Below are 25785 nucleotides of genomic sequence, written 5' to 3' on the forward strand. Positions count from 1 at the left end.
ACAAACTTGGGTTAACTATCGTAAAAAGATAAAACTTGGTAAAGAACTGCCAAAATTTCTCTTGTTATAGATAAAACTTTTTTACCGCCTCTTACTCTACAAAATCATCTTAAAAAGCTCTTAAAAAAACATGATATTATTGTGATTAAATGCAGCTCATATCAAAAATTCTATCTGAATGAAAAATACTAAAATTAATGCACGCCATCTTATTATCGATTTATTTCTTTCCTCAGCATATCCTCAGCTCACCATTAAACAAATATTGATTGCCGCTAAACTTTTTAATATGAGTGAAAATGGAATTCGAGTTGCGACGACTCGGCTATTAAATGAAGGCATGATAGAAAGTGTCGAGCGCGGTATTTATCAACTTTCGCCATCAACCAAAGAATGGGCAAAAATCATTTTGAACCGCAAAAATGGCATTAAACAAACCAAAGAATGGCAACAGCATTATCTTGCAGTATTTACAGGTACGTTAGGTCGCATAGATCGCACCGCTTTAAAAAAGAGAGAACGAGCATTACGTCAATTTGGCTTTAAAGAACTCGAAACCGGTATTTATATTCGACCTGACAATTTGGCCTATAGTTTCGAAAAAACATGTGAAGAACTTGTTTTAGCAGGCCTTGAAAGTGAAGCCAAAATTTCTATTATTCAACAGTTTGATTCAAAAAGCCTTCAGTTGATTGCTTCTTTATGGGATACCCAACAACTCGAATTAAACTACAAAAACTATAGCCAAGATATTCAGCAATGGCTTTTAAAATATGAAAAATTATCGCTCAATGACGCTGCTGCTCAAGCATTGTTACTAGGGCGAGAAACCATTACTTTATTAATGAATGATCCTTTACTACCCTCTCCCTTTGTTAACGAACATGCCCGCAATCAATTTGCTCAAAATGTACAACAGCTAGACTCGATTGGACAAAAGCTGTGGCAAAAACTTTATGAAAATGAATTAACATATTAAAGAACGATTTATTTTTTTTACAAACAAATATTACAACTTTTAAAATTTTATGATTATATTGGTAATATAAAAGATGAATACCAAAATCTGTTTTGGGAGAATAAAAATGAATACACAGGTGAGTGTGACCGATCTATTTAGCAGAGAAGAAATACAAGAACTCACAGAGCCTTCAGATGCTTACGGCGCTTGGGCTGTTGCAAGTACATGGGCGGTTATTGGGGGAACATTTGCTAGCTTAATCATGATGTGGGATTACTTACCTAGCTGGGGCAAATTACTTGCTTGTATGCTTGCCTTGGCAATATTAGCTGGTCGCCAGTTATGCCTAGCGATTTTAATGCATGATGCATCGCATAAAAGCTTGTTCAAAAATAAAAAAATAAATGACTTTGTCGGTGAATGGCTATGCGCCCGCCCAATCTGGAATGATTTACAAAAATATCGCCTACATCATGTTCGTCATCATGCAAAAACCTCTACTTCAGATGACCCAGACCTTTCTTTAGTTTCTGGTTTTCCTGTAAGTAAAAAATCTCTTACTCGTAAATTCTTACGCGACTTAACGGGTATGACCGGATTAAAGTTTAGCTTTGGTCGAGTGTTAATGGATCTCGATTTAATGAAATGGACGGTTGCAAATGATCAAGTCTGGCTAGACCGCAGCAATAAACATCTTGTTGATTATGCCAAAAGTATTGTAAAAAACAGTAGTGGAGCCATTGCAACCAACGCAGCTCTTTATGGTGTTTTAAAGGCATTTGGTCAGCAACGTTTTTATTGGTTATGGCCTTTAGCTTATTTGACCCCATTTCCATTATTTTTAAGAATTCGCTCAATGGCCGAACATGCAGGAATGCAAACGAGCAATACCGCTTTAACCAATACCCGTACAACACGTGCAGGTTGGATTGCTAGAAGCTTTGTGGCCCCTATTCACGTCAATTACCACATGGAACACCACTTAATGGCTTCGGTACCCTACTTCAAACTGCCACGCATGCATCGTCTATTGAGAGACCGCGGACATGTCCCAGCACCACCTAGCTATTTTGAAGTGATTCAGTTGCTTTCATCTAAGTCAGAACAAACAGCTTAGAGCTCTCGAATCAGATTTAGAGGTCATGCAATTAAATCAGTGGCCTCTCTAACCCAAATGTGAACTCAATTCATCCATTTTGCTGTGGGTCTGAAAATACTTGGGTGTGACTCCCATCCAACGCTTAAACGCTCGGGTAAAATGAGAAGTCTCGGCATAACCTAAAGTTAAAGCTACTTTTTCAATCGACATGTTATTTTGAGCTAAAAGTTTCTGGGCATGTTGCTTTTTAAGTGAGTCAACTAAGATAGTAAAACTTGTATTTTCAATGGCTAAATATCGTTGCAAAGTTCGCTCTGAAATATTCATGACTTGAGCCACTTGCCCTACCTTTAATGTCTCAATCTCACCATTTACAAGTAATTTTTCAGCAACTTGTTTGACTTGCCATTTCCAGCCACTGCGTAACTTTAATTTTTCTATATCTCGCTTGCATTGTGCATTTACTAAAGGCGCCAACATTGGGTCTGCCGTTAATACAGGCTGTGCTAAATAGTCTTTTGAAAATATCCAACTGTTGCGTTTTTGATTAAATAAACAAGTGACTGCCAGTTGACTACTTATTTTGGAAAAACCTGTCGGTTCTGGCATTTGTAATTCAACTTTCCCTAAATTGGATAAGCCTGTTAAATTTTTTGCAATTTGAACAAAGCCTACCAATAAAAAAATATTGGCATTTGGACTCAACTGAAATTCCTTTACAGGCTGATGAATGAACCAATATGCATAATTATTTTCTTGTTTTACTTCTGGTTTAAAAACCTCGCAACGTGACCCAATGAACTGTTCAAGTATTTTCAGTGCTTCTCCTAAATTTGGAGAAACCATGGCAGCCATTCCGACTGAACCATAACATGAAGCAGTCATTTCTAAAGCCAAATACCCCGCTAATGCAGGCTCTTTGCACAACTCGATGGCCCGCTTAATGAGCTGATTTAAGGTATTAAACTCAACATACCAATATGGTTTTTTTAATTGATCTACTGTTATGCCGCTTCCATCTAAAAGCTGCTCACAAGAGACACCCCACCGCTTAACAGTCTCGACAATTAAGTTAATATAAGTTCCGGGTAATTCTGGATTCATGAGTAATCCATTGAGCAAAATAAATGGCGCGAAATGGTAAAAACTGTCAGTTCATGAACTATGCCATGCTTTTAAATTGATGCATAGTGATTCAAAACAAAATCCGCTTAATTGCACTAGACAGCACAATTTCTGAAAAACACAGGTGCCCCTATGAATATCCTGATTGTCCATGCTCACCCAGAACCACAATCTTTTACCACTGCTCTAAAAAGTACAGCAAAGCAAACCTTAGAAAAATTGGGACATCACGTAGAAGTTTCAGATTTATATGCCATACAATTTAACCCTATTGCATCCAAAGAGGATTTTTTAGAGCTCAATCAGCCTGACTATTTTAACTATGCTCTAGAACAAAGAAATGCCAGTAAAAATCAACTTCTAGCTCCTGATATTCAGGCAGAAATTGAAAAGGTAAAAAAAGCTGATTTAGTCATTTTAAATTTCCCCCTTTACTGGACCTCTGTACCAGCAATTTTAAAAGGCTGGATTGATCGTGTATTTGTTTCTGGGCTCTTTTACGGTGGTAAACGCTTTTATAACCACGGTGGAATGGCTGGTAAAAAAGCGATGTTGTGTTTAACACTCGGTGGTAGAACACACATGTTTGGGGAAAACGCTATTCACGGTCCAATCGAACATTATCTATCCCCGATTCAGCGCGGTACTTTGGCATATGCTGGTTTTGAAGTTCTACCTCCATTCACTGCCTACCATGTACCTTATATTAGCCAAGAAGCCAGAGAAACTCTCCTCGAAGACTATGTAACTTATCTAACACATCTAGACCAACTTGAACCACTAGAATTTCCTAAGCTTGAAAAATTTGATGAAAAGTTATACCCACTCTAACGCTGTGTTTTAGCTCTAAAAAATGAATAATCGAATCTAGCTTATTATTTTCGGTTATTCTCTTGCTGAACCTCTAAAATAGAAAGTCTAAATTGGCTCAAAAAATAGATCAAATGGTAAAAAAATAAAGGGGAACTTTTTTATAAAATTAAGAATATAAAACTGAATCAATAATATACAGATGTAGAGAAACTAGACTTATCAAGTAAAAATGACAACTAATACTCATTTCATAATCAATTAATTCATAATTTTACAAAAAAATCTTTGACCATTTTTCTTGGATTTGTGACAAAAATGTCACTAAAACAAACCTCATTAATAATAGGCAAAAAATATAAATATCAATCAATTAAAATAATTTACCAATGAAAATATTCCTTCATATTTCATCCATTATTGACACTATTTGTATAAAAAGTGAGTACTCCTCAGTTCATATAACAGATTTACTCTTATTGTAATTATGCTATTTTTGTTACATGGAGTTATCAAAGCTTTTATAAGTTGTAATTAAAGGCTTTGAAGGCAACACAGTTTAAACGGTTTAACTCTGTTACTTTTAAAAAAATGTCTTGAAGTTCAAGGAAAGATTAAAATGAAATTAAAACATCTGAGCACTGCAATGATTTTAGCAACGCTGCCTGCAACTGGGGTTTTTGCAGCAGCATTGGATCGCTCTGGACAATCAATGTCTGCATTTTTGCAGCCTGGTAACTACTTTGAAGCTGGTATTTCGGTTTTAGACCCAGATGTAGCGGGTAAAGAAGCAGGATCAAGTGCAACTCGCCGTGATATTGCCGATATGGGTAATGATTATTATTTCCCAAGTGCGGCATTAAAATTACAACTCAATGATAAATTCTCTTTCGGTCTACTCTATGATCAACCATTTGGAGCAGATGCAGAATATTCAGGTAATAATGTATTCGTTTCGAATCCAGGCACTGATACTATTTTAAGTCAAAAGGCATTAGGTGAGTTAGCAACCAGCTCAATTAAAAAATTAGTTCAAGCATCTGGATCAGCATTTACACCAGCTCTTATAGATGTGACGAATACTACTGGCGGTGATCCTACAAAACCAACTCAAACTGAGATCTTAGGCGCATTACAAAAAGTTGCTGCAGGTGGAAATACAACTGTAGGTGCAGGACTAACAGCACTACAAAACACCCAAGCGGCTATTAATGCAGCAAATAATTATTTAGGTAGGGGCGGAACTAAAGTTAAAGTTGATACACAAAACTTATCTTTTGTTTTTGGTTTCCAACCGACTCAAAACTTCAATTTCTACGCTGGTCCTGTATTACAAACAATTAAAGGTAATGTAAGTTTACGAGGTCAAGCTTATAGTCTTTATAATGGTTATGATGCAAATATTAAAGAAACAACAGGCGCGGGTTGGTTAGCAGGCGCAGCTTATCAAATTCCTGAAATTGCACTTAAAGCATCTGTAACTTACCGTTCTGAAATTGATCATAAAGTGGATATTAATGAAAATTTATCTATATTAAATTTCCCTGGTCTTACTTCAGTACTTGCTGGTTTAGATGTTCCTGCTTCTAAACTTCAAGCAATTAACTCATCTGGTAAAACTACAATTACAACACCACAGTCTGTTAACCTTGATTTCCAAACAGGTGTCATGGCTGATACAGTTGCGTTTGCCAATGTACGTTGGGTGAACTGGAAAGATTTCTCAATTCAACCATATAAATTTGGCAAAGTCTCAGAAGCTGTAGGTGGTCTTGTTGGACGTCCAAATGGCTTCAACCTAGTTGAATATGCTGATGACCAATGGTCTGTGAACGCGGGTGTAGGCCGTAAACTTACCGACAAGTGGGCTGGTAATGTGTCTGTAGGTTGGGACTCTGGTGCAGGTAATCCTATAACAACATTAGGACCAACAGAAGGTTACTGGAACGTAGGTTTAGGTGTTCAATATAGCCCTACTCCACAAACATTTATTGCCGGTGGTGTAAAATACTTCTGGTTGGGTGATGCCAAAGCTCAAACAGGTGCGCAAGCAGGTAGTGATGAATATGTTGCAGAGTTCTCTGACAACAACGCAATCGCTTATGGTTTGAAACTTGGTTATAAATTCTAAGTTTCAAAACTATTCATATAAAAAAGGCGCTTAAAGCGCCTTTTTTATTCTTGCTATTTAAGCTGGAATGCTACGCTTTGAAACTGAACGTATTGCTTCTTTTAATGCGTCATAGCCGTGAATTGCAGGGAATTGCGGGAACTCAGCAATTACGTTTGCAGGTGCATCAAACAAGAAACCATGGTCAGCTTCGCCTAGCATCGTTGTATCGTTATACGAATCACCAGCAGCGATTACACGGAAATTTAAGCCATGTAGTGCCTTAACAGACTCACGTTTTTGATCTGGTTGACGCAATTTATAAGCGGTGATCATTCCTTCTTCATCTGTCTCTAGCTTATGACAGAAAATTGTTGGCCAACCTAATTGCTTCATTAAAGGATGCGCAAACTCATAGAAAGTATCTGACAAGATCACGAGTTGGAAATGAGTACTCACCCATTCAACAAATTCTTTTGCACCTGGTAAAGGTCCCATCTCAGCAATGACTTCTTGAATGTCATTTAAGCCTAGACCGTGTTGTTTTAAAATATTAAGACGCTGAGTCATTAAAACATCATAATCTGGAATATCACGAGTTGTCGCCTCGAGTTCTTTAATCCCTGTTTTTTTAGCGAAATTGATCCAGATTTCAGGAACTAAAACCCCTTCAAGATCTAGGCATACGATTTCCATGAATGCTTCCAACGTTGGTTAAAAATTGCTGTATCATACCATTAAGATTTTCAGTTTTGCGTTGTTATTGATCAAATCAATTTTATTCATAAGGATCGAAATTAAAGTGCTAAGCAGTTTATCAACTATCCTTTAGAATATTTTTCATAACTCAATGCGCCCAAGCCTTTTGCCAGGAACACACATGACCGTTATTCCGACTATTGATATCGTAGATGCTCTTGCTGCTGAATATGCAACCAAAAGCCCTCGGGAAATTTTAGAACTTGCCTTAAGCCAACAAGGTGAAATTGCAATTTCTTTTTCGGGAGCAGAAGATGTTGTCTTAATTGATATTGCTTCACGTTTGGGTAAGCCTTTCCGTGTCTTTAGTCTCGACACGGGCCGACTCCATGCTGAAACGTATCAATTTATTGAAACTGTCCGTAAACACTACAATATTAATATCGAAATCTGCTTTCCTGAATCTGAAGCTGTTCAAAACATGGTAAACGAAAAAGGTTTATTCAGCTTTTTTACAGATGGGCATCAGGAATGTTGTGGTATCCGAAAAGTTCAGCCTTTACGTAAAAAACTTGCAACTTTAGATGGCTGGATTACTGGCCAACGTAAAGACCAAAGTCCTGGTACACGTACAGAAATTCCAGTAGTACAAGCTGATGCTGGCTTCTCTGGTCCAGATAAGCAACTTATTAAATATAATCCTCTAGCGAACTGGACAAGTGCCGAAGTATGGAGTTACATCCGTATGATGGAAATTCCATATAACCCTCTACACGAACGTGGTTTTGTTTCTATTGGTTGTGAACCATGTACACGAGCTGTATTACCGAACCAACATGAACGTGAAGGACGCTGGTGGTGGGAAGAAGCGACTCAAAAAGAGTGCGGATTACATGCAGGCAACATGAAAAAGTAATTTGATATCAAAAAACCACTGGCAAATCAGTGGTTTTTTTTATGTCATGTTCCGTACACAAAGTCATATTTTCTCTACCCTAAACGCTATATACTTAATTTTACGGTTCTATAATTCTAATAAGAGCTCAGATAAGGGCTTCTTAGAAAAATGCATGAGGCACAATGATTTATGCGTCCATTACACCCAATTGATTTCATTTTTCTGTCACTTGAAAAAAGACAGCAACCCATGCATGTCGGTGGATTATTTTTATTTGAAATTCCTGAAAATGCACCTGAAACCTTTGTACATGATTTAGTAGAAGATATTAAACGCTCAAAAAGCATTCCTATTCCTCCCTTCAATAACCGTTTAAATGGTCTATTTTGGGATGAGGATGAAGAGTTCGATATCGATCATCACTTTCGCCACATTGCTTTGCCTCATCCTGGGCGCATCCGTGAACTTCTGGTTTATATCTCACAACAACACAGCTCATTAATTGACCGTGCCAAGCCGCTGTGGACCTGTGACATTATTGAAGGAATCGAAGGCAACCGTTTTGCCATGTATTTTAAAATCCATCATGCAATGGTTGATGGCGTTGCGGGTATGCGTTTGATCGAGAAATCACTTTCAAAGACACCAGAAGAGAAACACGTAGTTCCTTTATGGTGTGTTGAGAGCAAAAGAACTAAACGCCTAAAAGTACCTACTCCAAGTACAAGTAAAATTAAGAGTATTTTAGGAGGTATTAAGTCTCAACTGGATATAGCTCCTAAAGTCATGCAAGAGTTATCTCAGACTATATTTAAAGAAATGGGCAAAAATCCTGATTATGTTTCTACCTTTCAGGCGCCAATTTCAATTTTGAACCAAAGAGTAAGTGCTTCACGTCGTTTTGCTGCCCAATCCTTTGAATTGAGCCGCCTTAGAAAAATTTCAAAAGCATTAGGCGTAACGATTAACGATGTTGTGCTAGCAGTATGTTCTGGTGCTTTACGTGAATATTTGATTAGTCAAAATAGCTTACCTAAAAAGCCACTCATTGCCATGGTTCCAGCTTCATTGCGCACAGATGATTCTGATATGAGTAACCGGATTACTATGATTCTGGCAAATTTAGGGACTCATAAAGACCAACCATTAGAACGTCTAGAAATTATTCGTCGCAGCATGCAGAATTCAAAGCAACGCTTTAGCCGTATGACTGCTAATGAAATTTTAAACTATAGCGCGGTTGTTTATGGTCCGGCAGGATTAAACATCATGTCAGGAATGCTTCCTAAGCGTCAGGCGTTCAATTTAGTGATTTCCAATGTACCAGGGCCACGTGAGCCACTTTATTGGAATGGCGCGAAATTAGACGCTCTCTACCCTGCTTCGATTGTCATGGATGGACAAGCTTTAAATATTACCATGACCAGTTATTTAGATAAGCTTGAAGTGGGATTAACAGCTTGTCGAAATGCTTTGCCAAAAATGCAAAACCTTTTGACTCATTTAGAAGATGAAATTCAACGTTTTGAAGAAATTATTGCAGAGAAACAACTGAAACATCATTCAGCAAGTTAAAAAGTTAAGGGGCTTTGAATTGGCCCCTTATTTTTTGATTGTGCGGCACTGGTTAAGCAACTGATGACATACTGAGCGAATCATTGCAGTTGTGATCGGTACTTCTTTACCTTGGTCATTCAACATATAGCAGCTATTTACTGGCGTGCTTTCTAAAACATGTTTAAGACCGTTGCTAATTAAGTTTTCACTTACATTCATGGGTTATACCTCTTATTGTTTGCTAAGACGTTAAATAGGGAGAACGTCTAGGGCTACTGTATGTAAGTAGTATTTAAAATTCATGAATGAAAGTAAAATTTCAGTTGTAACAAGGATTAAGCGATATCTTGTTACAACTTTAACTTAAAATGATATCGTATTGCTCTTGCGTATATAAATTTTCGACCTGAAATTTAATGACACGGTTAATAAAATGCTCTAAATCAGCCACTGCGGGTGCTTCTGCTGTTAATAATCGGTCAATCACAGAAGGGTGAGCAACAACAGTAAAGCCACTCGTTGACTCAAATGCACGGGTATATCGTAATATCTCACGAAATATTTCGTAACACACTGTCTCTGCTGTTTTGACAAAACCACGTCCTTGACACGTTGGACACGACTCACACAGCAAATGTTCTAACGATTCACGTGTTCGTTTACGAGTCATTTCGACCAGACCAAGTTCTGATACCTGAGTGATTTTGGTCTTGGCATGATCGCGTTCAAGCATTTTTTCAAACTGACGCATCACCTCTTCACGGTGAGTTGCCTCTTGCATGTCAATAAAATCAATAATGAGAATACCACCCAAATTACGCAGTCTAAGTTGACGTGCAATGACTTGAGTCGCTTCCATATTGGTTTTAAAAACGGTGTCTTCAAGACTACGACCGCCAACATATGAGCCAGTATTAACGTCAATTGTCGTCATGGCTTCAGTCTGGTCGATCATTAGATAGCCACCCGATTTCAAAGCAACACGTGTTTGAAGGGCTTTCTGGATATCTTCTTCGACGTTATAGAGATCAAATAGTGGTCGCTCACCCGGATAATGAATGAGTCGACTTTGCATATTCGGAACAAACTCTTCAACAAACTCATGAAGCTTGGCATGAATTTCTCTCGAATCGACATAAATCTTTGCAGTCTCTTCGCTTGCTAAATCTCGAATAATGCGCTGAGGTAATGGAAGCTCTTCAAAAATTAAGGAAGGAACTGCAACATCAATCTGCTTACGTTGGATGTATTCCCATAATTTACTCAGATAGCACATATCCCGTGCAATTTCTGCCTCATCCACACCTTCGGCAGCTGTACGTACAATCACGCTACCCGGCAGATTATGTTCAGATTGAATACTTTCGATAATATTACGTAGTCGATCTCGCTCTTCTTCGGACTCAATACGCTGCGATACGCCAATATGGTTACCATATGGCATGAGAACCAGATAACGAGAAGGAATTGAGAGATCTGTACTCAGACGTGCCCCTTTCGTTCCTAACATATCTTTCATGACTTGAACGGTCAGGGTTTGACCGGGATGTAAGAGTTCAAAAACGTTTGGGGTGGGCTGTGAACGAGGCCAAACCATATCATTGATATGTAAAAAGGCTGTTCGGGATAAACCGATATCAACAAAAGCAGCTTGCATGCCCGGAAGCACTCGCACGACTTTACCCTTGTAAATATTGCCGACTAGACCGCGCTTGACTGTACGCTCGACATACAGCTCATTAACCGTTCCATTTTCGATTAATGCCACCCGACACTCCATAGGCGTGACATTAATAAGTAATTCTTCTGACATACATAAACTCAAAGCATTATAAAATTTTTATTAAAGAGTCAGAGAAGCTGTTAACTTTAACTTTGTCTAGTGTTCATCGACAATGCTATTCAATTAAGAATGATAACAACCCCTTATGTCTTTACTCTTTTTAATAACTGTGCAAATTCGTATAAAGGAAGTCCTACCACATTACTATAACTTCCTTGAATTTGGGGAATATATTGAGAAGCAATCCCTTGAATTGCATATCCACCGGCCTTCCCAACAGGCTCTCCTGTGGTCCAATAATCTTCCATATCTTGCGTAGTCAGATGTTGGAACTCAACTTGTGTCTGTACAACCTGACTCAACATTTGTTGTTGAGTAGCAACACATATTCCAGAAAACACGTCATGCCAACGCCCAGATAATTGTTTCCATATGTCAAAAGCATGGCTTTTAGATTCAGGCTTACCAATTATTTGGCCATCCAGCCCTAGACTTGTATCGGCAGCAATAACAATTGCTTCTGGAAAAAGTTTTAATACAGCTTGCGCTTTTTCTCTAGCTAAACGTTCAACATAATGATGAACGAATTCATTCTCATGAACAAATTCGTCAATATCAGGGCTATAGATTTCAAAATCCAAACCCAGTTGTTGTAACAACTCCTTCCGACGAGGAGAGCTAGATGCTAAAACTATATTCGCCATTTTGCCAAACAATAATAGACGATTGGCCAAGTGATGATACTTGTCATTAATGGTTGCCAGTGTCTAGCAATCGAAAAATGAATTCCACCCATGGTCTGGGTTACCCACATAAACGCTAAATGAGCAATAATGACCAGAGTTGCAATCGTCCATAAATTACCAAAGGTTAAGATACGGCGTTCACGAATTAAAAACCGGGTAAGAAAAGTCATAATTACAAAACTTAGGGCATTGAGGCCCAAAGGTGCATCAAGCAATAAGTCTGTAAAAATCCCCATTCCAAATGCAAACCAGACCCCACACCACGTTGGCTGACATACCACCCAAAACAGCATAATCATCAACATGAATAATGGGCGCCAACCTGAAATATCGTAGGACAGCGGGTAAACCATGAGCACAGAACCCACGATAACGGAGATAATAATCCCCCATAATGGATCTTTGCGCTTTTCTCGTTTCAGTTTAGCGATTGGCATATGGCTGCTCCTTTGCTAATGAATCCGAAAAAAGTACAACTACATGGTGTCCTGTTGCTAATTGCGCTGCTGGTGTTACATCAATTTCCGCAAACTCACCTGAGTTATGACGTTTGATTTTGGCAACTGTACCTACGGCATAACCTGCTGGGAAATGTTCGCCCAAACCTGAGCTAAACACTTTATCGCCCACTTGAACATTCGCACTAGTCGGCACATATTCCATTTTCAAGCGACCCAAATCACCTGTACCAGAAACAATCGCCCGCATTCCAGTGCGTTCAAGACGTACCGAAAGTGAATGTTCTTTATCTGATAACAACATTACACGTGAGCTATGAGGATATACATTAATGATCTGCCCCATAATCCCCTTATCATCCAGAACCGTTTGACCGACCTTTAAATGATCCATAGAGCCGCGGTTAACAATGATGATATGACGCAATGGGTCTGCATCTGTCCCGATCACTTCTGCAATCTCCATACGTCCATCAATAATTAATGGTGTATCAAGGAGACCTCGCAAACGGGTATTTTCGGCAGATAGTTCAGAAAGCTTCTGTAAGCGGACTTGAGCTTGTAAAAGCTCAGCCTGCATCGCAGTATTTTCACGACGCAGTTGTGCTTCAGATTTTGTTTGCTGATTCAGCCATTCTCTCGACAGTACTGGATAACTGGCCAATGCATAAATTGGGTTATATGCAGCGTACAAGACATCCCTTGCTGGCTGAATCACATACGGCATGCGCCAATCAAAAAATAGCACAACCAAGCATGTAATGACCGCAATAATAAACGAGCGGAAAGATGGCGGCTGTCTTGAAAAAATATTCGGTTGCACCGCCTAATCCTTAAACTTAACCAACAAAAAGCATGTCATGGTTCGGATTGTCAAAGAACTCCAATACTTTACCACCACCACGGGTAACACAAGTAAGAGGATCTTCAGCAACCACAACTGGTAAACCAGTTTCTTGAGCTAACAATTTATCGAGGTTACGAAGTAACGCACCACCACCTGTCAACACAATACCACGCTCGGCGATATCAGAAGAAAGCTCTGGAGGAGTTTGCTCAAGTGCTGATTTTACTGCGCTTACAATGTTTTGTAACGGATCAGAGATTGCTTGAGTAATTTCGTCAGAAGTTACAGTAATCGCACGAGGTACACCTTCTGCAAGGTTACGACCACGTACTTCGATTTCTAATGTTGTGCCATCAGAAACAGCCATACCTACTTCTTTTTTAATAATTTCTGCTGTGGTTTCACCAATCACGCAACCATGAGCTTTACGAACATAATTGATGATTTGCTCATCAAAAACATCACCACCAATGCGTAAAGAGTCAGCATAGACACAACCTTGCAATGAAATAATTGCAATTTCTGTTGTACCACCACCAACATCCACAACCATAGAACCACACGCCTGTTCAACTGGCATACCTGCGCCAATTGCAGCAGCCATAGGCTCTTCAATCAAACGAACATCACGTGCACCAGCATTAAATACTGCTTCACGAATCGCACGACGCTCGACCAAAGTTGATTTACATGGTACACATACAACCACACGAGGTGCAGGTGGGAACAAACGTTTTTCGTGAACTTTACCAATAAACTGATTTAACATGGTTTCAGTCACTTCAAAATCCGCAATTACACCGTCTTTCATTGGACGAATTGCAGAAATATTCGCAGGTGTACGGCCTAACATTTGTTTCGCGTCCAGCCCTACTGCAGCAACAATTTTTTGTGAACCACTGTGACGAATTGCCACAACTGTTGGTTCATTTAATATAATGCCGCGGCCTGGTGCATAAATAAGTGTATTTGCTGTACCTAAATCAATGGCTAGATCCGGCGAAAACAAGCCAATTAGTCGTTTTAGAATCACGGTTCGTTCTCAGTTAAACTTTCATGTGGATGCAAGGTGGCAACTTTAAACTAAATGTGATGATTTGAACAAGTCAATCGCTTATTATAACGCACGATATTTTGAAAATTTTTAATACTGATTAGGTGATGTTATGTCTACATCGGATGCACAGCATTCAGCAGATTTAAATGCACAAACAGTTTCAGCAATCGCCAATCTTGCTCGATTGTCGCTCAATGATACGCAATCTGCTGAATATGCTCAAAGTCTAAATAAAATTTTAGGCATGATGGAAACCTTAAAAGGCATTGATACTGAAGGCGTAGAACCTTTAAAGAGTCCTTTTGATAATCCTCAACCTTTACGTGCTGATGTGGTAACTGAAAGCAATCATCGAGATGACTACCAAGCAGTTGCACCAGCAACTCAAGATGGTTTGTATCTTGTTCCTCGCGTGATTGAATAACTTTCACTCAATTAACCCATCTTCCCTATTTTGAATGTAAAGAAATTTTAATCATGACTGATTTACATCGCTTATCAATTCGTGAACTTGCTGAGGGCTTAAGCCAAGCGAAGTTTTCATCTCGCGAACTGACTGAACATTATTTGCAACGTATTGCGAAACTCGATTCACAAGTTAAAAGCTATGTGACGGTTACACCTGAACAAGCGCTTGCAGAAGCAGATGCTGCCGATGCTGCATTAAAAGCGGGTAATGCAACAGCTTTAACGGGTATTCCTCTTGCTCATAAAGATATCTTTTGTACCAAAGGCATTAAAACGACTGCTGGTTCAAAAATTCTTGATAACTTTATCTCTCCTTACGATGCAACGGTTGTTGAAAAAACGAAAGCTGCTGGTCTAGTCACTTTAGGTAAAGTGAACATGGACGAGTTTGCGATGGGTTCAACTTCAGAAAGCTCATATGTTGGCGCAACGAGTAACCCATGGGCACTTGACCATGTTCCTGGTGGTTCATCAGGTGGTTCTGCTGCGGCTGTAGCAGCTGATTTAGCGCCTTTCGCTACAGGTACTGATACAGGTGGTTCAATTCGCCAACCTGCTTCTTTCTGCGGCTTAACAGGCTTAAAACCAACCTATGGTCGTGTATCTCGCTTCGGTATCATTGCTTACGCATCATCTTTAGACCAAGCAGGTCCAATGGCACGCTCTGCTGAAGACTGTGCTTACCTTATGAATGTAATTGCAGGCCATGATGCAAAAGACTCGACTTCGGTTAAAAAAGAAGTTGATGACTACGTTGCGAACTTAAATGGCACATCTGTAAAAGGCTTACGTATTGGTATTCCTAAACAGTACTTTAACGTTGCAGGCTTAGATGCTGATGTAAAAGCACGCGTTGAAGAGTCTTTGAAAAAGCTTGAAGAAATGGGCGCAACGCTTGTTGAGATTGATCTCAATATGACTGAAGCCTATGTTCCAACGTATTACCTCATCGCACCAGCAGAAGCATCTTCTAACTTGTCTCGTTATGACGGTGTTCGCTACGGCTATCGCTGTGAAAACCCAGCTGACCTGATGGATCTTTACAAGCGTTCACGTTCAGAAGGTTTTGGTCCAGAAGTTCAACGTCGTATCTTAATTGGTACCTATGCTCTTTCTGCGGGTTATTACGATGCTTACTATGTGAAAGCACAAAAAGTTCGTCGTTTAATTCAACAAGACTTCTTAAAAGCATTTGAAAATGTGGATGTGATTGCTGCACCTTCTGCACCAACGACTGCTTATAAAATTGGTGCAAACTTAAGTCCAACTGAAATGTATTTAGGCGATATCTATACACTTGCAGTGAACTTAGCGGGCTTACCAGCGATTAATGCTCCAGTTGGTTTTGACAAAGACAGCTTGCCTGTCGGCTTACAGTTAATTGGTAACTATTGGTCAGAATCACAACTGTTGTCGATTGTTCATCAATACCAACAAAACACTGACTGGCATACCAAACGTGCGGCAATTGCTGAGGAGAATGCATAATGGCTGAAGCTCAAAAGTTGAAATTGATTGACGGTTGGGAAGTCGTTATTGGTATCGAGATTCACTCTCAGCTTGCAACCAATTCTAAAATTTTCTCTGGTTCATCGACTGAATTTGGTCAAGACCCAAACACACAAGCAAGCCTTGTAGACTTGGCAATGCCGGGTGTTTTACCTGTTCTCAATGAAAAAGTAGTTGATCTTGCGATTCGCTTTGGTTTGGGGATCGATGCCTACATTGACCAAGCATCTGTATTTGCTCGTAAAAACTACTTCTACCCTGACTCGCCAAAAGGCTACCAAATTAGCCAAATGGACAACCCGATTGTGGGCTTGGGTCACATCGACATTCAACTTGAAGATGGCACGACTAAACGTATTGGTGTAACTCGTGCTCACCTTGAAGAAGATGCGGGTAAATCTGTACACGACCAATTTGAAGGCATGTCTGGCATTGACTTAAACCGTGCTGGTACACCCTTGCTTGAAATCGTGTCTGAACCAGATATGCGTTCAGTTGAAGAAGCTGTAGCATATATCAAATCAATTCACACACTTGTGCGTTGGTTAGGTATTTCCGACGGTAACATGGCTGAAGGTTCATTTCGTGCGGACTGTAACGTGTCCTTACGTCGTCCGGGACAGCCATTTGGTACACGCTGTGAGCTAAAAAACCTCAACTCATTCCGTTTCATCGAGCAAGCGATCAATGTTGAAATTGAACGCCAAATGGAAATTTTGGAATACGGCGGAAGCATCGACCAAGAAACACGTTTGTTCGATCCAAACAAAATGGAAACGCGTTCAATGCGTTCTAAAGAAGAAGCGAATGACTACCGCTACTTCCCAGATCCAGACTTGTTACCAGTGATTATTGCAGATGAGCAAATTGAAGCTGCTCGTGCTGCGCTTCCAGAGCTACCTGCTGCACGCCGTGCACGCTTTATCGCAGACTTTGGTGTAACTGAGTACGATGCACATGTACTTACGCTCTCACGCGAAATGGCGGACTTCTATGAAGCTGTTGTGGCTGCTGCGGGCGGTGCTGTACAAGGTAAAGTATCTGCAAACTGGGTGATGGGCGAATTCTCAGGCGCGTTAAACAAAGCAAACCTAGATTTGGCTGACTCTCCTGTTTCTGCTGAACAGCTTGGTGGCATGATTGCACGTATTATTGACAACACTATTAGCGGTAAGATTGCGAAACAAGTCTTTGGCTTTATGTGGGAATCGGAGGGTAAATCTGCCGATGACATTATTGCGGAAAAAGGCTTAAAGCAAGAAACTGACACTGGGGCAATTGAAGCAATCATTAAAGAAGTACTTGCAGCCAATGAAAAAATGGTTGAAGAGTACAAGTCTGGTAAGGAAAAAGCCTTTAACGGTCTTGTTGGTCAAGTCATGAAAGCTTCTAAAGGTAAAGCTAACCCTGCTCAAGTAAATGAATTAATGAAGAAGTTGATTGGTTAATTTCATTAGTTAACTCAAGAAAAAGCCTCGATTTATCGGGGCTTTTTTACATCACTTATGAAATATCCTTCGACTAAAGAATGCACTTTTTTCTAAAAAATGACACAGTGACTGTGCTAATTTAAATTAAGAATTTAGATAACTTATATTTTAAAAAGAGAGATAAATCATGTCTAAAAAGATTTTAATGTTGGTCGGTGACTACGCTGAAGACTATGAAACTATGGTTCCTTTTCAGTTTTTAACTGGTTTAAGTTATACCGTACATGCTGTTTGCCCAAATAAAAAAAACGGCGACCATATTGCTACTGCTATTCATGACTTTGAAGGTGACCAAACCTATAGCGAAAAACGCGGTCACAATTTTGCCATTAACTATGATTTTGAGGCGGTTAATACTGAAGACTATGTAGGTTTAGTCATTCCGGGTGGTCGTGCACCAGAATATTTACGCATGAATGAACGTGTTATCGAAATTGTGCGTGAGTTTGATCGAGTGAAAAAACCAATTGCAGCTGTATGCCATGGTGCTCAGTTGCTTGCTGCGGCAGACGTACTAAAGGACCGATTGTGTTCGGCTTATCCAGCATGTGCTGCCGAAGTAAAATTAGCTGGTGGACAATACGCAGATATTGCTGTGACCGAAGCTGTTACAGATGGACATTTGGTGACTGCACCGGCTTGGCCTGCACATCCAGCTTGGTTAGCGCAGTTTGTAAAAGTTTTAGGGGCGACGATTAGTATTTAAGCAGGTCTTGCCATTAAAGCCACTCAAAATAAAACCTGCTATTAGTTAGAGACCAATTTCATCTAATAGCAGGTTATATTCATTTATTTGAGAAGCAGAAAGCTAAATTACTATCTCGTAATTCCCAACTTATTCCAAATCTCTGGGGTTAAAAACGTCGTTACTAATTTATTTAAGTCGATATAACGCAACGTGCCCTGCAACTGCTGTTTAACTGCGGGGTCTTTCACAATATCTTCGCCAGCACTTTGACCTAACTGCTGAAAAGCCTCTCCAACAGCCTTCACACCTTCCGCTTGAATCACAGCTTTAGTTTGGGCAGAACACTGCTCTACAATCACCCGCTGTAAAACCTGTGCCAGTTTTTGGTCTAACTGATCTTTTTGCTCAGGCGTTACATTACTAAATGCTTTTAAATCAGGATGGGCAGCTAAAGCCGTAAATGTCCATTGAAGTACAGTGGTCTTGTCTGAAGTGGTTGTGGCCTTAACTAAACAGTCACTCAACTGATCGACCGTTGGGCCAGCCATCGCAATTTGTGTTGTACCCAGTACAGTAACAGCCATACAAACTGAACGGCTCAAATGTGAAAACTTACGGCGGGCAATCGCATAAACATGACGTGACATAGGTCTAGCTCCAATAAACAATCTGTTCTTTGTATCACAGAGCGAGTGGAGTTACCTGTTATGACTCTGTAAATCGTCTACTTCTTCAAATTTATCAACTGATTTAATCCTTAACCCATTCCGGCATAATTCCATGCTTCTGGAATATTTGGCTGTTCTGGTGCTTTATTTAAGTCAATATTTAAGTTTCTACTGCCCTTATATGATTTCTCACCTGAATCTGAGGCCGGTGATACACCTAAACTATAACGATAGCGAAATTGCCACAATAACGGTTTGATTGGACGAATATCCAGATTTAAAGAATCCTCATCATGACAATTCCCTTTAGAACTTTCATAGTCTTGCTCAGAAAAACAGGCTCTGATCATCCGACTAAAACTAAATGGATAATTTTTAATAAAGGGACGCTCATTGCCTGATTCCTGTAACTCATAAAAGCTAGCCCGTTCAATATTTGCACCACCTCCTGAATACATTTCAGAAAACTGATCAATTATTGCAATTGCATAACGCTGTTGAGTGAGTGGAAAAAGCTTGGGAAATATATATTGTTTATGAAGATCATCTTCGCTTGCTATTGTCACAATATTCCATTTCCGGACCAATTTAAAACCCGTAGATGTAGATTTAAACTGTGCGATATCATTACGACTCGATAATATCCATAAATTCTGGTCTGGAGTTTTTAGGCTACGCCATTGCACGCCTTGCAGACATAAATCTCTTATTTGCTCACATAGTTGTTTCTGTTCAATTTGGGGCAATTGATCTTTTTTAAACTCTAAAATATCTAAAGTTGCAGCAAAAGTAGGATTAGCAAAACAAGCAAACATTCCAGCTACAACCAAGAAAGCTATCTCTATTTTCCTTTTAATCATTTATTCTTTTCCTAAAAATATTTTTAGTCGACCACTAAGCTATTTGACAATAGACTCAATTTTATCAAGCTCCCACACGCCCCCTGCTGCCAAACCTTTGCACATGCCTGTCCACATATCTTTCGTATGTACAAACTTCTGACCATCCCACACCCATTCCTCACTCGCCCAGCAATCGCCGATGCCTCTTCCCTTTTGAGCACTACTAATCATACCTCTATCAAAATCCGATGCTGTCTCAGTTACAAATGTTGCTTTACTAGTCAAAGACTCATCAAGTACCCAAGCACCATACCCTTCGTTATAGGCACCTCTCCAACATAGAGTGGTCGCCAGAACTTTCTTATTGGTCAGTTTATACAACTCGATTTTTTGTGGTTCAGCTCCATCACTACTACCATAGATTCCTTCACAAAATCCTTCTTCTTTTGGGTTCGTTTGAGCTGACATTAAACTATGATAAACAGATTGATACGACTTACTTTTTGGTTGCAACGTCAAATATGGCTTAGCCGCTGTTTTGACATGCTTTACAATTAATTTGGGTTGGACTACCAGCACTTTTGATTCATTAGCCGGCCCTTTTTTGACTAAAGCACCAACAGTTCCGATCCGCTTCTGAAAATCATCCATTTTTAGCAACACAGCAGTCATTCCTGCATCGGAAATGGTCCATTCATGCTGCGCATTTTTAAATATAATTTCAGTTTTCTGCTTTGACTGCTGGAGTAAAGCGTTGATCTGTGAGTTATTCAGTTTCCCCATTAATGGCAGCTCGACACCATCCACAGTGACAGTGCCTAAATCTTTGCCATTCACATAAAAGTGGATATTTTTAAGCTGACTTGCAGGCAAGCTTTGCTCATAGTCTGATAAAGCAAATTCAGCCTGTACAGGTTGCTTTGGACCCGCTTTACGCACTAATAGCAGCGACGCTGGATTATCACCATTTTCTTCATTTTGATACCCTGCGGCCTTACATGCTCCCGTATTACTGCAAGAGATTTCCCACTCTTGATGTGAAAATGAAATGCCTTTTATGTCTTGAGCAAAACTATAAGAACTCATTACTGCTAAACAGCAGATTGAAAGCATTTTTTTCATTTTTTCATGTCTCTATAGATCTGTTTTTATTATTAAGTTAAAAACAGTATAAAATTTTGGGTTACCGTCTAGTTTAAAAGAATATGCTAGGTTGATAGAAAATTTAAATGATTACTTTTTAAAAATGAAAAAACTATATTTTTTACTATGTGTCGCGTTAGTGAGTACAGCTTCAATTACACATGCTGAAGTAAAAAGCTTTACTCCTCATTTCCCAAAGTTTTATAGCTCTGCTGCAACCCGAAAAGCAGATAACCAGTTCTACGCTCTCGGAGAGGCAAAATTTTTAAATGGTATTACCGTGCCATTTTATGGTGTTACTGCGCTGAGTCCAACAGATGATGGTTTGCTTAAAGATTTTGAAAAATGCACACTAAAAAATTGCCGCTTTAATTTTAAGCTTGATGCTCAACATGCCAAGCAGCTTAAGCTTCTGGCATTACCTGAAACAGGGTTAGTGCTTGTGCCTAGAAATTGGCAAGATGTGCAAGCAAATGCAGGTGCCAACGGTAGTGGTTTTGCTCTAATAATGAGTCCAGATCAAAAACAAGCGATAGAGCTTTATGATTCTTCATTTTGTGTTGGATGTGGATTGCCAAATGCAACGCTCTACTTTCCTGAACTGTTAAAAGAAAGTATTGAAAATGAGTTTGGTGGATATAAAGACCCTAAAAAACTGATCAATATTGTTCATCCCTCTAAGAAAATAGCTTTTTTTAGTTATCAAATTCCCCAAATCAATAATAAAACACATGGTATTGCGAAATATTACGACGAAGACACGTTTAACTATAAAGAGATTCAAGTGACCTTAGATAAATCGCAACAGTCTTTAGTTGGCCCTATTCTCAACTTTTATAACGCAACTCATTAAACCAAAACTCATAAAAAAACCCGCTTTCGCGGGCTTTCTTTTATTTGTGTAATATCGATTCAAAGGCTTTTAAACGCTTATAAATTGAAAGTAGTTCAATAATTGTTTTCCATGAACTAATTAAGTATTGGAAAGATTCACGAACCTTATCGAATACACCACCAATTTGGTTAATTAAACCTAGAGTCATTTTTCCACTTGCAATCGCAGGGAACAAAACAACCAGACTATATAAAATATCTAACTGCTTATACCATGTAGCGACCAAGTTAAAGTAAGCATAATGAAAATAGAGTCGGAAGTAGTTTTTACGGACTCTAGTAAAAAGCTCTTTTAAAGTAGCTGGTCTTGCACGATCTGCATGGTCTTCGCCATAAACGAGTTCTTTACGATACGCTGCTTCTACTTTCTGATTATTAAATTGAAGGCCTGGTAATTTAACACCTACTACCATTAATAAAACTGTACCAAAAGCTGCCCACACAATTGCGGCCCATACTAACGAATGCTCTAGTTCACCAACGATGGGTAAAACAGGAACATGTTTAGATAGTTGAAATAAAATAGGTAAAAATGCAATTAAAATCATGACAGCTTTTACCAGCTCAACACCTAAATCTTCCATAATCGTTGCAAAACGCATGGTGTCTTCTTGCACACGCTGTGAAGCACCTTCAACATGACGTAGTTTTTCCCAATGCTCAGTGTAGTATTCATTCATTGCCGTACGCCAACGAAATACATAATGGCTTGTGAAAAAAGCATTAATCACGGCTAGAGTCACTGCAACCATTGCAATATAAAGAAAAACTAGGGTTTCACTATATAATGCCGAGAGGTCACCACCTCCATCAGAAAGCATTTTTTGAATTAAATCCCAAAATGGTACATACCAAGCATTAATCGCAACACTGACCTGAACTCCAAACCAGATATTAAACAAAATAAATGCCGATCCCCATATAGACCAACGCTGCCATGGGTTGTTCGATATAATTTTCCAAAAGCCGGCAAAGAGTGCTGTAGAAACTAAAAACCAAACGTAAAACCATAAGAAAGTTGGAGACCAAAAACGGCTGACACCAACAGGTAGTTGTGCGTCATGGTAGCCCTTAGCAAACCCGATAAAAGTTCCCCATGTGTTTCCACCTGAGTACCAGAGCACCATATTTAATGCGATCCAAATAACCGCAGATATAAAAAAATATCGTGGTGATGGAAAAAATGATTTGAACATTAAGCGTGCATATCCTTATATTTCTTCAAATTTACAATGAGAAGAATACTAAAACCTAAACCTTAAAATTGTGAAGGGGAAAGTTTAGAGAATTGTCAGTTTTTCTCGTTTCATTGAAGGATTTGATCGTTTTTTTGTAAATTCATCCCTTTTGAGCAATTTAATCCATTTAAATTGCCTTGTATATGACCCTCGATAGAGCCATATACGGCTTTTATAACACAGCAATATCAGAGATTAAATCTCTTCTTTACGAACAATATAACCTTCCAACTGCATTGCCTGAATGAGCAAATCTAGGTCTGAGGCGCTTTTAAGCTCAACGTCAACACTCACGGCACTTTCTTTTGCACGACTTGTTGCCGCAAAGCGCTCATGGCGTAGTTCATAAATATTACCGCCTTGCTCAGCAATAATTGCGGTTAAACGAGCTAAAGCACCTGGATTATCTGGCAATTCAACACGAATACGGACCATACGACCTGTACGCGTTAAATGACGTTGTAATACTGAAACCATAACGCGTGTATCAATATTGCCACCAGACAGCACCACACCCAATTTATGGCCTAAAAATAGATCAGGACGAGACATAATTGCAGCAATACCTGTTGCACCTGCCCCTTCACACACCGTTTTTTCAATATTGAGTAATAGCGCAATTGCCTCTTCAATCATGTCTTCAGTGACAACAACAATGTCATCAACATATTCTTTAGCAACTTGGGTCGTAAGCTCACCTGGAGTTTTTACCGCAATACCTTCAGCAACAGTAGAACCCATTGAAACCGCATGTTGATAATTACAAAGTAGTTTTGCCATACTTGGGTATACAACTGATTGCACCCCAATAATTTTAATCTTTGGATTTATGGCTTTAGCAGCAATCGCAATACCAGAAATTAGGCCACCACCACCAATTGGCACAACTAAAATGTCTAGATCAGGCACAGCTGCAAGCATTTCAAGCGCAATGGTTCCTTGACCTGCAATAATTTCTGCATCATCGAATGGGTGGATAATCGTTAAAGATTCTTCTTGTGCAACACGGTGCATTTCAGCAGCAGCTTCTGAGAAGTCTTGTCCATGTAAAATCACTCGTGCCCCATATTCACGCACTCGCTGTACTTTTACATTAGGTGTAGATTTCGGCATCACGATGGTCGCTGTTACACCTGTGCGCTGAGCATGATATGCTACGCCTTGTGCATGATTGCCTGCCGAAGCTGCAATAACACCATGTTGTTTTTCTTGGTCAGATAAACACAACAGTTTATTCAGTGCCCCACGCTCTTTAAAAGAAGCTGTAAATTGTAAGTTTTCAAATTTCAGCCACATTTCAGCCCCTAAGGTTTTAGAAATGGTTTCTGAGAAAACAAAAGGAGTTTTTACGACTAAACCTTCCAAACGCTCTGCGGCAGCATGAACATCATCTAATGTTGGAAACCCATTTTTAACCTGTTGCTGTATCATTTATCTAGTCAGCCTCAATACATTACAAATCAATTATTTTTTAAAAATGACATCAATATTTTATATTGGTCATCAGAGTTTTCAGCATATCCAACATGTACCTAATATACAAAAATTTTTATTCCAAAAATTAAGGATTTAAACTCGCATAAAAAAAGCCCTGCTCAGGCTTTTTATTTAATTTTCAAAAGATTAACGTTAAATTATTGTGTTTGTGCGCTCAAACCATCCGTAGATAGATTTTGTTCAGCTATTTTTTCATCAATTGCAAATTGAATATCGGAAAGTTTGGCATTAGCTGCATCTATGCCGGATTTCATAGTAGCTTCACGGCCTTTCACATCAAAAATATGCGCTTTTTCTCTTAAATCTGGCTGAATAACAACATCCGCATATTGCAATTCTTCTGCCGCTAGACGACCTTGCATAATATTAATATTCTGGTTAAACAGCCCCCAGACATTCGATGTTTCTGTGTAAATAGGCTGAGCTAAAATATCAACAGCAATAATGACATCAGCACCTAAATCGCGAGCGACTTCAACAGGTACAGGGCTCACTAAACCGCCATCGACATATTCAGATTTACCAATTTTAGTTGGTACAAACATACTTGGAATTGAAGCCGAGGCTCTTACGGCTTGCCCAGTATTGCCATAGTTAAACACAGTTTTAGTGCCATGCTTTAATTCGGTTGCAACCACATACATTGGGATTTTCATTTTTTCGAGTGGCATGTTGTTTACTTGCTCGTTAACGTAGTTTTCTACTTTTTTGCCATCAAAAAAACCTTTTAGCCCGATACTAATATCACGCACATCGCCGGCTTTCATTTTTAATGCAGTATCACGTAATTCAGAAGGACTTTTACCACTTGCATAAAGTGCTCCAACAATACTACCAGCACTGGTACCTACAATAAAATCTGGTCGAATACCATGTTGTTCCAAAACCTCAATGACACCTATATGAGCATAACCTCGTGCTCCACCGCTACCGAGTACGAGCGCAACAACTGGACGTTTTTGCTGTTTTTTAATTCGTGCAAATGGCTGATCGACAGAGCGGGCATAAGCCTCCGCTGTTTGCGGTTTTAGAGCAGCAGACAAGTGTGTAGTGGTCTGGCATCCTGCCAACACCATAGAGAGTCCGAGAACCCACAATTTAAGCTGTTTCATGGCCTATCTTCGCACTATGAGGTTTAAGTTCGGATTGCAATTTTAGTTGCTAGTCTTGTGAAAAGCTGTATCGAATTTATTTAATT

General features: G+C 39.3%; 25 protein-coding genes. 11 read left to right on the forward strand and 14 right to left on the reverse strand.

Annotated features, from left to right (window positions below; genetic code table 11):
- Positions 1-178 precede the first annotated feature (178 nt).
- Together RMB13_RS04060 and RMB13_RS04065 are read left to right on the forward strand one after the other, a co-directional pair.
- The gene (locus tag RMB13_RS04060; RefSeq protein ID WP_311084484.1) at positions 179-979 is read left to right on the forward strand and encodes a PaaX family transcriptional regulator C-terminal domain-containing protein; all 801 of its coding nucleotides are present in this window, start codon (positions 179-181) and stop codon (positions 977-979) included.
- Positions 980-1085: 106 nt separating this feature from the next.
- Complete coding sequence (locus tag RMB13_RS04065; protein ID WP_311084485.1) at positions 1086-2078, forward strand: fatty acid desaturase family protein; 993 nt, start codon at positions 1086-1088, stop codon at positions 2076-2078.
- A gap of 48 nt (positions 2079-2126) precedes the next feature.
- Here the strand turns inward: RMB13_RS04065 and RMB13_RS04070 are convergent, their stop codons facing one another.
- On the reverse strand, positions 2127-3164 hold the full coding sequence (locus tag RMB13_RS04070; RefSeq protein ID WP_311084486.1) for an AraC family transcriptional regulator ligand-binding domain-containing protein: 1038 nt from the start codon (positions 3162-3164) through the stop codon (positions 2127-2129).
- A gap of 153 nt (positions 3165-3317) precedes the next feature.
- Here RMB13_RS04070 and RMB13_RS04075 point away from each other — a divergent pair, with 153 nt between their 5' ends.
- On the forward strand, positions 3318-4016 hold the full coding sequence (locus tag RMB13_RS04075) for an NAD(P)H-dependent oxidoreductase (protein WP_311084487.1): 699 nt from the start codon (positions 3318-3320) through the stop codon (positions 4014-4016).
- Between the two features lie 598 nt (positions 4017-4614).
- Positions 4615-6126, forward strand: coding sequence for an OmpP1/FadL family transporter (locus RMB13_RS04080; protein WP_132071660.1), 1512 nt, complete (start codon positions 4615-4617; stop codon positions 6124-6126).
- Between the two features lie 57 nt (positions 6127-6183).
- Here the strand turns inward: RMB13_RS04080 and thrH are convergent, their stop codons facing one another.
- Positions 6184-6801, reverse strand: a complete 618-nt coding sequence (thrH, locus tag RMB13_RS04085) for a bifunctional phosphoserine phosphatase/homoserine phosphotransferase ThrH (protein ID WP_003655338.1) — start codon at positions 6799-6801, stop codon at positions 6184-6186.
- A gap of 184 nt (positions 6802-6985) precedes the next feature.
- Between thrH and RMB13_RS04090 the strand changes: the two genes are divergently transcribed.
- A complete protein-coding gene (locus RMB13_RS04090) occupies positions 6986-7720 on the forward strand; it encodes a phosphoadenylyl-sulfate reductase (RefSeq protein ID WP_004639063.1) in 735 nt (244 codons plus the stop codon).
- 171 nt (positions 7721-7891) lie between these two features.
- Positions 7892-9277, forward strand: coding sequence for a wax ester/triacylglycerol synthase family O-acyltransferase (locus tag RMB13_RS04095; protein WP_132071658.1), 1386 nt, complete (start codon positions 7892-7894; stop codon positions 9275-9277).
- 27 nt (positions 9278-9304) lie between these two features.
- On the opposite strand, the gene RMB13_RS04100 is transcribed toward RMB13_RS04095, so the two are convergent.
- From RMB13_RS04100 to RMB13_RS04125, 6 genes are all read right to left on the reverse strand, one after another.
- Positions 9305-9478, reverse strand: coding sequence for a PA1571 family protein (locus RMB13_RS04100; RefSeq protein WP_002116397.1), 174 nt, complete (start codon positions 9476-9478; stop codon positions 9305-9307).
- A gap of 139 nt (positions 9479-9617) precedes the next feature.
- Positions 9618-11072, reverse strand: coding sequence for a ribonuclease G (gene rng, locus RMB13_RS04105; RefSeq protein ID WP_311084488.1), 1455 nt, complete (start codon positions 11070-11072; stop codon positions 9618-9620).
- A gap of 113 nt (positions 11073-11185) precedes the next feature.
- Positions 11186-11746 (reverse strand): Maf-like protein, encoded by a 561-nt coding sequence (locus tag RMB13_RS04110; protein ID WP_311084489.1) that lies wholly within the window; start codon positions 11744-11746, stop codon positions 11186-11188.
- Positions 11734-12225, reverse strand: coding sequence for a rod shape-determining protein MreD (mreD, locus tag RMB13_RS04115; protein WP_003655328.1), 492 nt, complete (start codon positions 12223-12225; stop codon positions 11734-11736). Before mreD ends, RMB13_RS04110 begins: the two co-directional genes overlap by 13 nt.
- Positions 12212-13069 carry a rod shape-determining protein MreC gene (mreC, locus tag RMB13_RS04120; RefSeq protein WP_311084490.1) on the reverse strand — a complete coding sequence of 286 codons (858 nt, stop codon included), beginning with the start codon at positions 13067-13069 and terminating at the stop codon, positions 12212-12214. Before mreC ends, mreD begins: the two co-directional genes overlap by 14 nt.
- 16 nt (positions 13070-13085) lie before the next feature.
- Complete coding sequence (locus RMB13_RS04125) at positions 13086-14126, reverse strand: rod shape-determining protein (protein WP_004789315.1); 1041 nt, start codon at positions 14124-14126, stop codon at positions 13086-13088.
- Between the two features lie 133 nt (positions 14127-14259).
- Here RMB13_RS04125 and gatC point away from each other — a divergent pair, with 133 nt between their 5' ends.
- From gatC to RMB13_RS04145, 4 genes are all read left to right on the forward strand, one after another.
- On the forward strand, positions 14260-14574 hold the full coding sequence (gene gatC / locus RMB13_RS04130) for an Asp-tRNA(Asn)/Glu-tRNA(Gln) amidotransferase subunit GatC (protein WP_017392509.1): 315 nt from the start codon (positions 14260-14262) through the stop codon (positions 14572-14574).
- 53 nt (positions 14575-14627) lie between these two features.
- On the forward strand, positions 14628-16106 hold the full coding sequence (gatA, locus tag RMB13_RS04135; protein ID WP_017392508.1) for an Asp-tRNA(Asn)/Glu-tRNA(Gln) amidotransferase subunit GatA: 1479 nt from the start codon (positions 14628-14630) through the stop codon (positions 16104-16106).
- On the forward strand, positions 16106-17575 hold the full coding sequence (gene gatB, locus RMB13_RS04140; protein WP_311084491.1) for an Asp-tRNA(Asn)/Glu-tRNA(Gln) amidotransferase subunit GatB: 1470 nt from the start codon (positions 16106-16108) through the stop codon (positions 17573-17575). The genes gatA and gatB overlap by 1 nt, the downstream gene beginning before the upstream one ends.
- Positions 17576-17744: 169 nt before the next feature.
- Positions 17745-18323, forward strand: a complete 579-nt coding sequence (locus RMB13_RS04145; RefSeq protein ID WP_311075732.1) for a DJ-1/PfpI family protein — start codon at positions 17745-17747, stop codon at positions 18321-18323.
- Between the two features lie 110 nt (positions 18324-18433).
- Here the strand turns inward: RMB13_RS04145 and RMB13_RS04150 are convergent, their stop codons facing one another.
- The 3 genes from RMB13_RS04150 to RMB13_RS04160 form a co-directional block, all read right to left on the reverse strand.
- Entirely contained in the window at positions 18434-18952 is a 519-nt protein-coding gene (locus tag RMB13_RS04150) for a hypothetical protein (protein ID WP_311084492.1), read from the reverse strand.
- Positions 18953-19062: 110 nt separating this feature from the next.
- A complete protein-coding gene (locus tag RMB13_RS04155; protein ID WP_311075735.1) occupies positions 19063-19833 on the reverse strand; it encodes a hypothetical protein in 771 nt (256 codons plus the stop codon).
- Between the two features lie 39 nt (positions 19834-19872).
- Positions 19873-20937, reverse strand: a complete 1065-nt coding sequence (locus RMB13_RS04160; RefSeq protein ID WP_311084493.1) for a DUF1176 domain-containing protein — start codon at positions 20935-20937, stop codon at positions 19873-19875.
- A gap of 124 nt (positions 20938-21061) precedes the next feature.
- Between RMB13_RS04160 and RMB13_RS04165 the strand changes: the two genes are divergently transcribed.
- Positions 21062-21811 carry a DUF4850 domain-containing protein gene (locus tag RMB13_RS04165; protein ID WP_311075739.1) on the forward strand — a complete coding sequence of 250 codons (750 nt, stop codon included), beginning with the start codon at positions 21062-21064 and terminating at the stop codon, positions 21809-21811.
- Positions 21812-21851: 40 nt separating this feature from the next.
- Here RMB13_RS04165 and sbmA read toward each other — a convergent pair whose 3' ends face one another.
- From sbmA to RMB13_RS04180, 3 genes are all read right to left on the reverse strand, one after another.
- Complete coding sequence (gene sbmA, locus RMB13_RS04170; RefSeq protein WP_080027712.1) at positions 21852-23048, reverse strand: peptide antibiotic transporter SbmA; 1197 nt, start codon at positions 23046-23048, stop codon at positions 21852-21854.
- 237 nt (positions 23049-23285) lie between these two features.
- A complete protein-coding gene (locus tag RMB13_RS04175; protein ID WP_045435365.1) occupies positions 23286-24521 on the reverse strand; it encodes a threonine ammonia-lyase in 1236 nt (411 codons plus the stop codon).
- Between the two features lie 203 nt (positions 24522-24724).
- Positions 24725-25699 carry a patatin-like phospholipase family protein gene (locus RMB13_RS04180; RefSeq protein ID WP_003655311.1) on the reverse strand — a complete coding sequence of 325 codons (975 nt, stop codon included), beginning with the start codon at positions 25697-25699 and terminating at the stop codon, positions 24725-24727.
- Positions 25700-25785 lie beyond the last annotated feature (86 nt).

Source organism: Acinetobacter sp. V102_4, assembly GCF_031799005.1.
Taxonomy (GTDB): domain Bacteria; phylum Pseudomonadota; class Gammaproteobacteria; order Pseudomonadales; family Moraxellaceae; genus Acinetobacter; species Acinetobacter calcoaceticus.

Excerpts from the sequence above, each read along its gene's own strand:
- RMB13_RS04060 (WP_311084484.1), top strand. The coding sequence starts at position 179 with ATGAAAAATACTAAAATTAATGCACGCCATCTTATTATCGATTTATTT.
- RMB13_RS04065 (WP_311084485.1), top strand. The coding sequence starts at position 1,086 with ATGAATACACAGGTGAGTGTGACCGATCTATTTAGCAGAGAAGAAATA.
- RMB13_RS04070 (WP_311084486.1), bottom strand. The coding sequence starts at position 3,164 with ATGAATCCAGAATTACCCGGAACTTATATTAACTTAATTGTCGAGACT.
- RMB13_RS04075 (WP_311084487.1), top strand. The coding sequence starts at position 3,318 with ATGAATATCCTGATTGTCCATGCTCACCCAGAACCACAATCTTTTACC.
- RMB13_RS04080 (WP_132071660.1), top strand. The coding sequence starts at position 4,615 with ATGAAATTAAAACATCTGAGCACTGCAATGATTTTAGCAACGCTGCCT.
- thrH (WP_003655338.1), bottom strand. The coding sequence starts at position 6,801 with ATGGAAATCGTATGCCTAGATCTTGAAGGGGTTTTAGTTCCTGAAATC.
- RMB13_RS04090 (WP_004639063.1), top strand. The coding sequence starts at position 6,986 with ATGACCGTTATTCCGACTATTGATATCGTAGATGCTCTTGCTGCTGAA.
- RMB13_RS04095 (WP_132071658.1), top strand. The coding sequence starts at position 7,892 with ATGCGTCCATTACACCCAATTGATTTCATTTTTCTGTCACTTGAAAAA.
- RMB13_RS04100 (WP_002116397.1), bottom strand. The coding sequence starts at position 9,478 with ATGAATGTAAGTGAAAACTTAATTAGCAACGGTCTTAAACATGTTTTA.
- rng (WP_311084488.1), bottom strand. The coding sequence starts at position 11,072 with ATGTCAGAAGAATTACTTATTAATGTCACGCCTATGGAGTGTCGGGTG.
- RMB13_RS04110 (WP_311084489.1), bottom strand. The coding sequence starts at position 11,746 with ATGGCGAATATAGTTTTAGCATCTAGCTCTCCTCGTCGGAAGGAGTTG.
- mreD (WP_003655328.1), bottom strand. The coding sequence starts at position 12,225 with ATGCCAATCGCTAAACTGAAACGAGAAAAGCGCAAAGATCCATTATGG.
- gatC (WP_017392509.1), top strand. The coding sequence starts at position 14,260 with ATGTCTACATCGGATGCACAGCATTCAGCAGATTTAAATGCACAAACA.
- gatA (WP_017392508.1), top strand. The coding sequence starts at position 14,628 with ATGACTGATTTACATCGCTTATCAATTCGTGAACTTGCTGAGGGCTTA.
- gatB (WP_311084491.1), top strand. The coding sequence starts at position 16,106 with ATGGCTGAAGCTCAAAAGTTGAAATTGATTGACGGTTGGGAAGTCGTT.
- RMB13_RS04145 (WP_311075732.1), top strand. The coding sequence starts at position 17,745 with ATGTCTAAAAAGATTTTAATGTTGGTCGGTGACTACGCTGAAGACTAT.
- RMB13_RS04150 (WP_311084492.1), bottom strand. The coding sequence starts at position 18,952 with ATGTCACGTCATGTTTATGCGATTGCCCGCCGTAAGTTTTCACATTTG.
- RMB13_RS04155 (WP_311075735.1), bottom strand. The coding sequence starts at position 19,833 with ATGATTAAAAGGAAAATAGAGATAGCTTTCTTGGTTGTAGCTGGAATG.
- RMB13_RS04160 (WP_311084493.1), bottom strand. The coding sequence starts at position 20,937 with ATGAAAAAAATGCTTTCAATCTGCTGTTTAGCAGTAATGAGTTCTTAT.
- RMB13_RS04165 (WP_311075739.1), top strand. The coding sequence starts at position 21,062 with ATGAAAAAACTATATTTTTTACTATGTGTCGCGTTAGTGAGTACAGCT.
- sbmA (WP_080027712.1), bottom strand. The coding sequence starts at position 23,048 with ATGTTCAAATCATTTTTTCCATCACCACGATATTTTTTTATATCTGCG.
- RMB13_RS04175 (WP_045435365.1), bottom strand. The coding sequence starts at position 24,521 with ATGATACAGCAACAGGTTAAAAATGGGTTTCCAACATTAGATGATGTT.
- RMB13_RS04180 (WP_003655311.1), bottom strand. The coding sequence starts at position 25,699 with ATGAAACAGCTTAAATTGTGGGTTCTCGGACTCTCTATGGTGTTGGCA.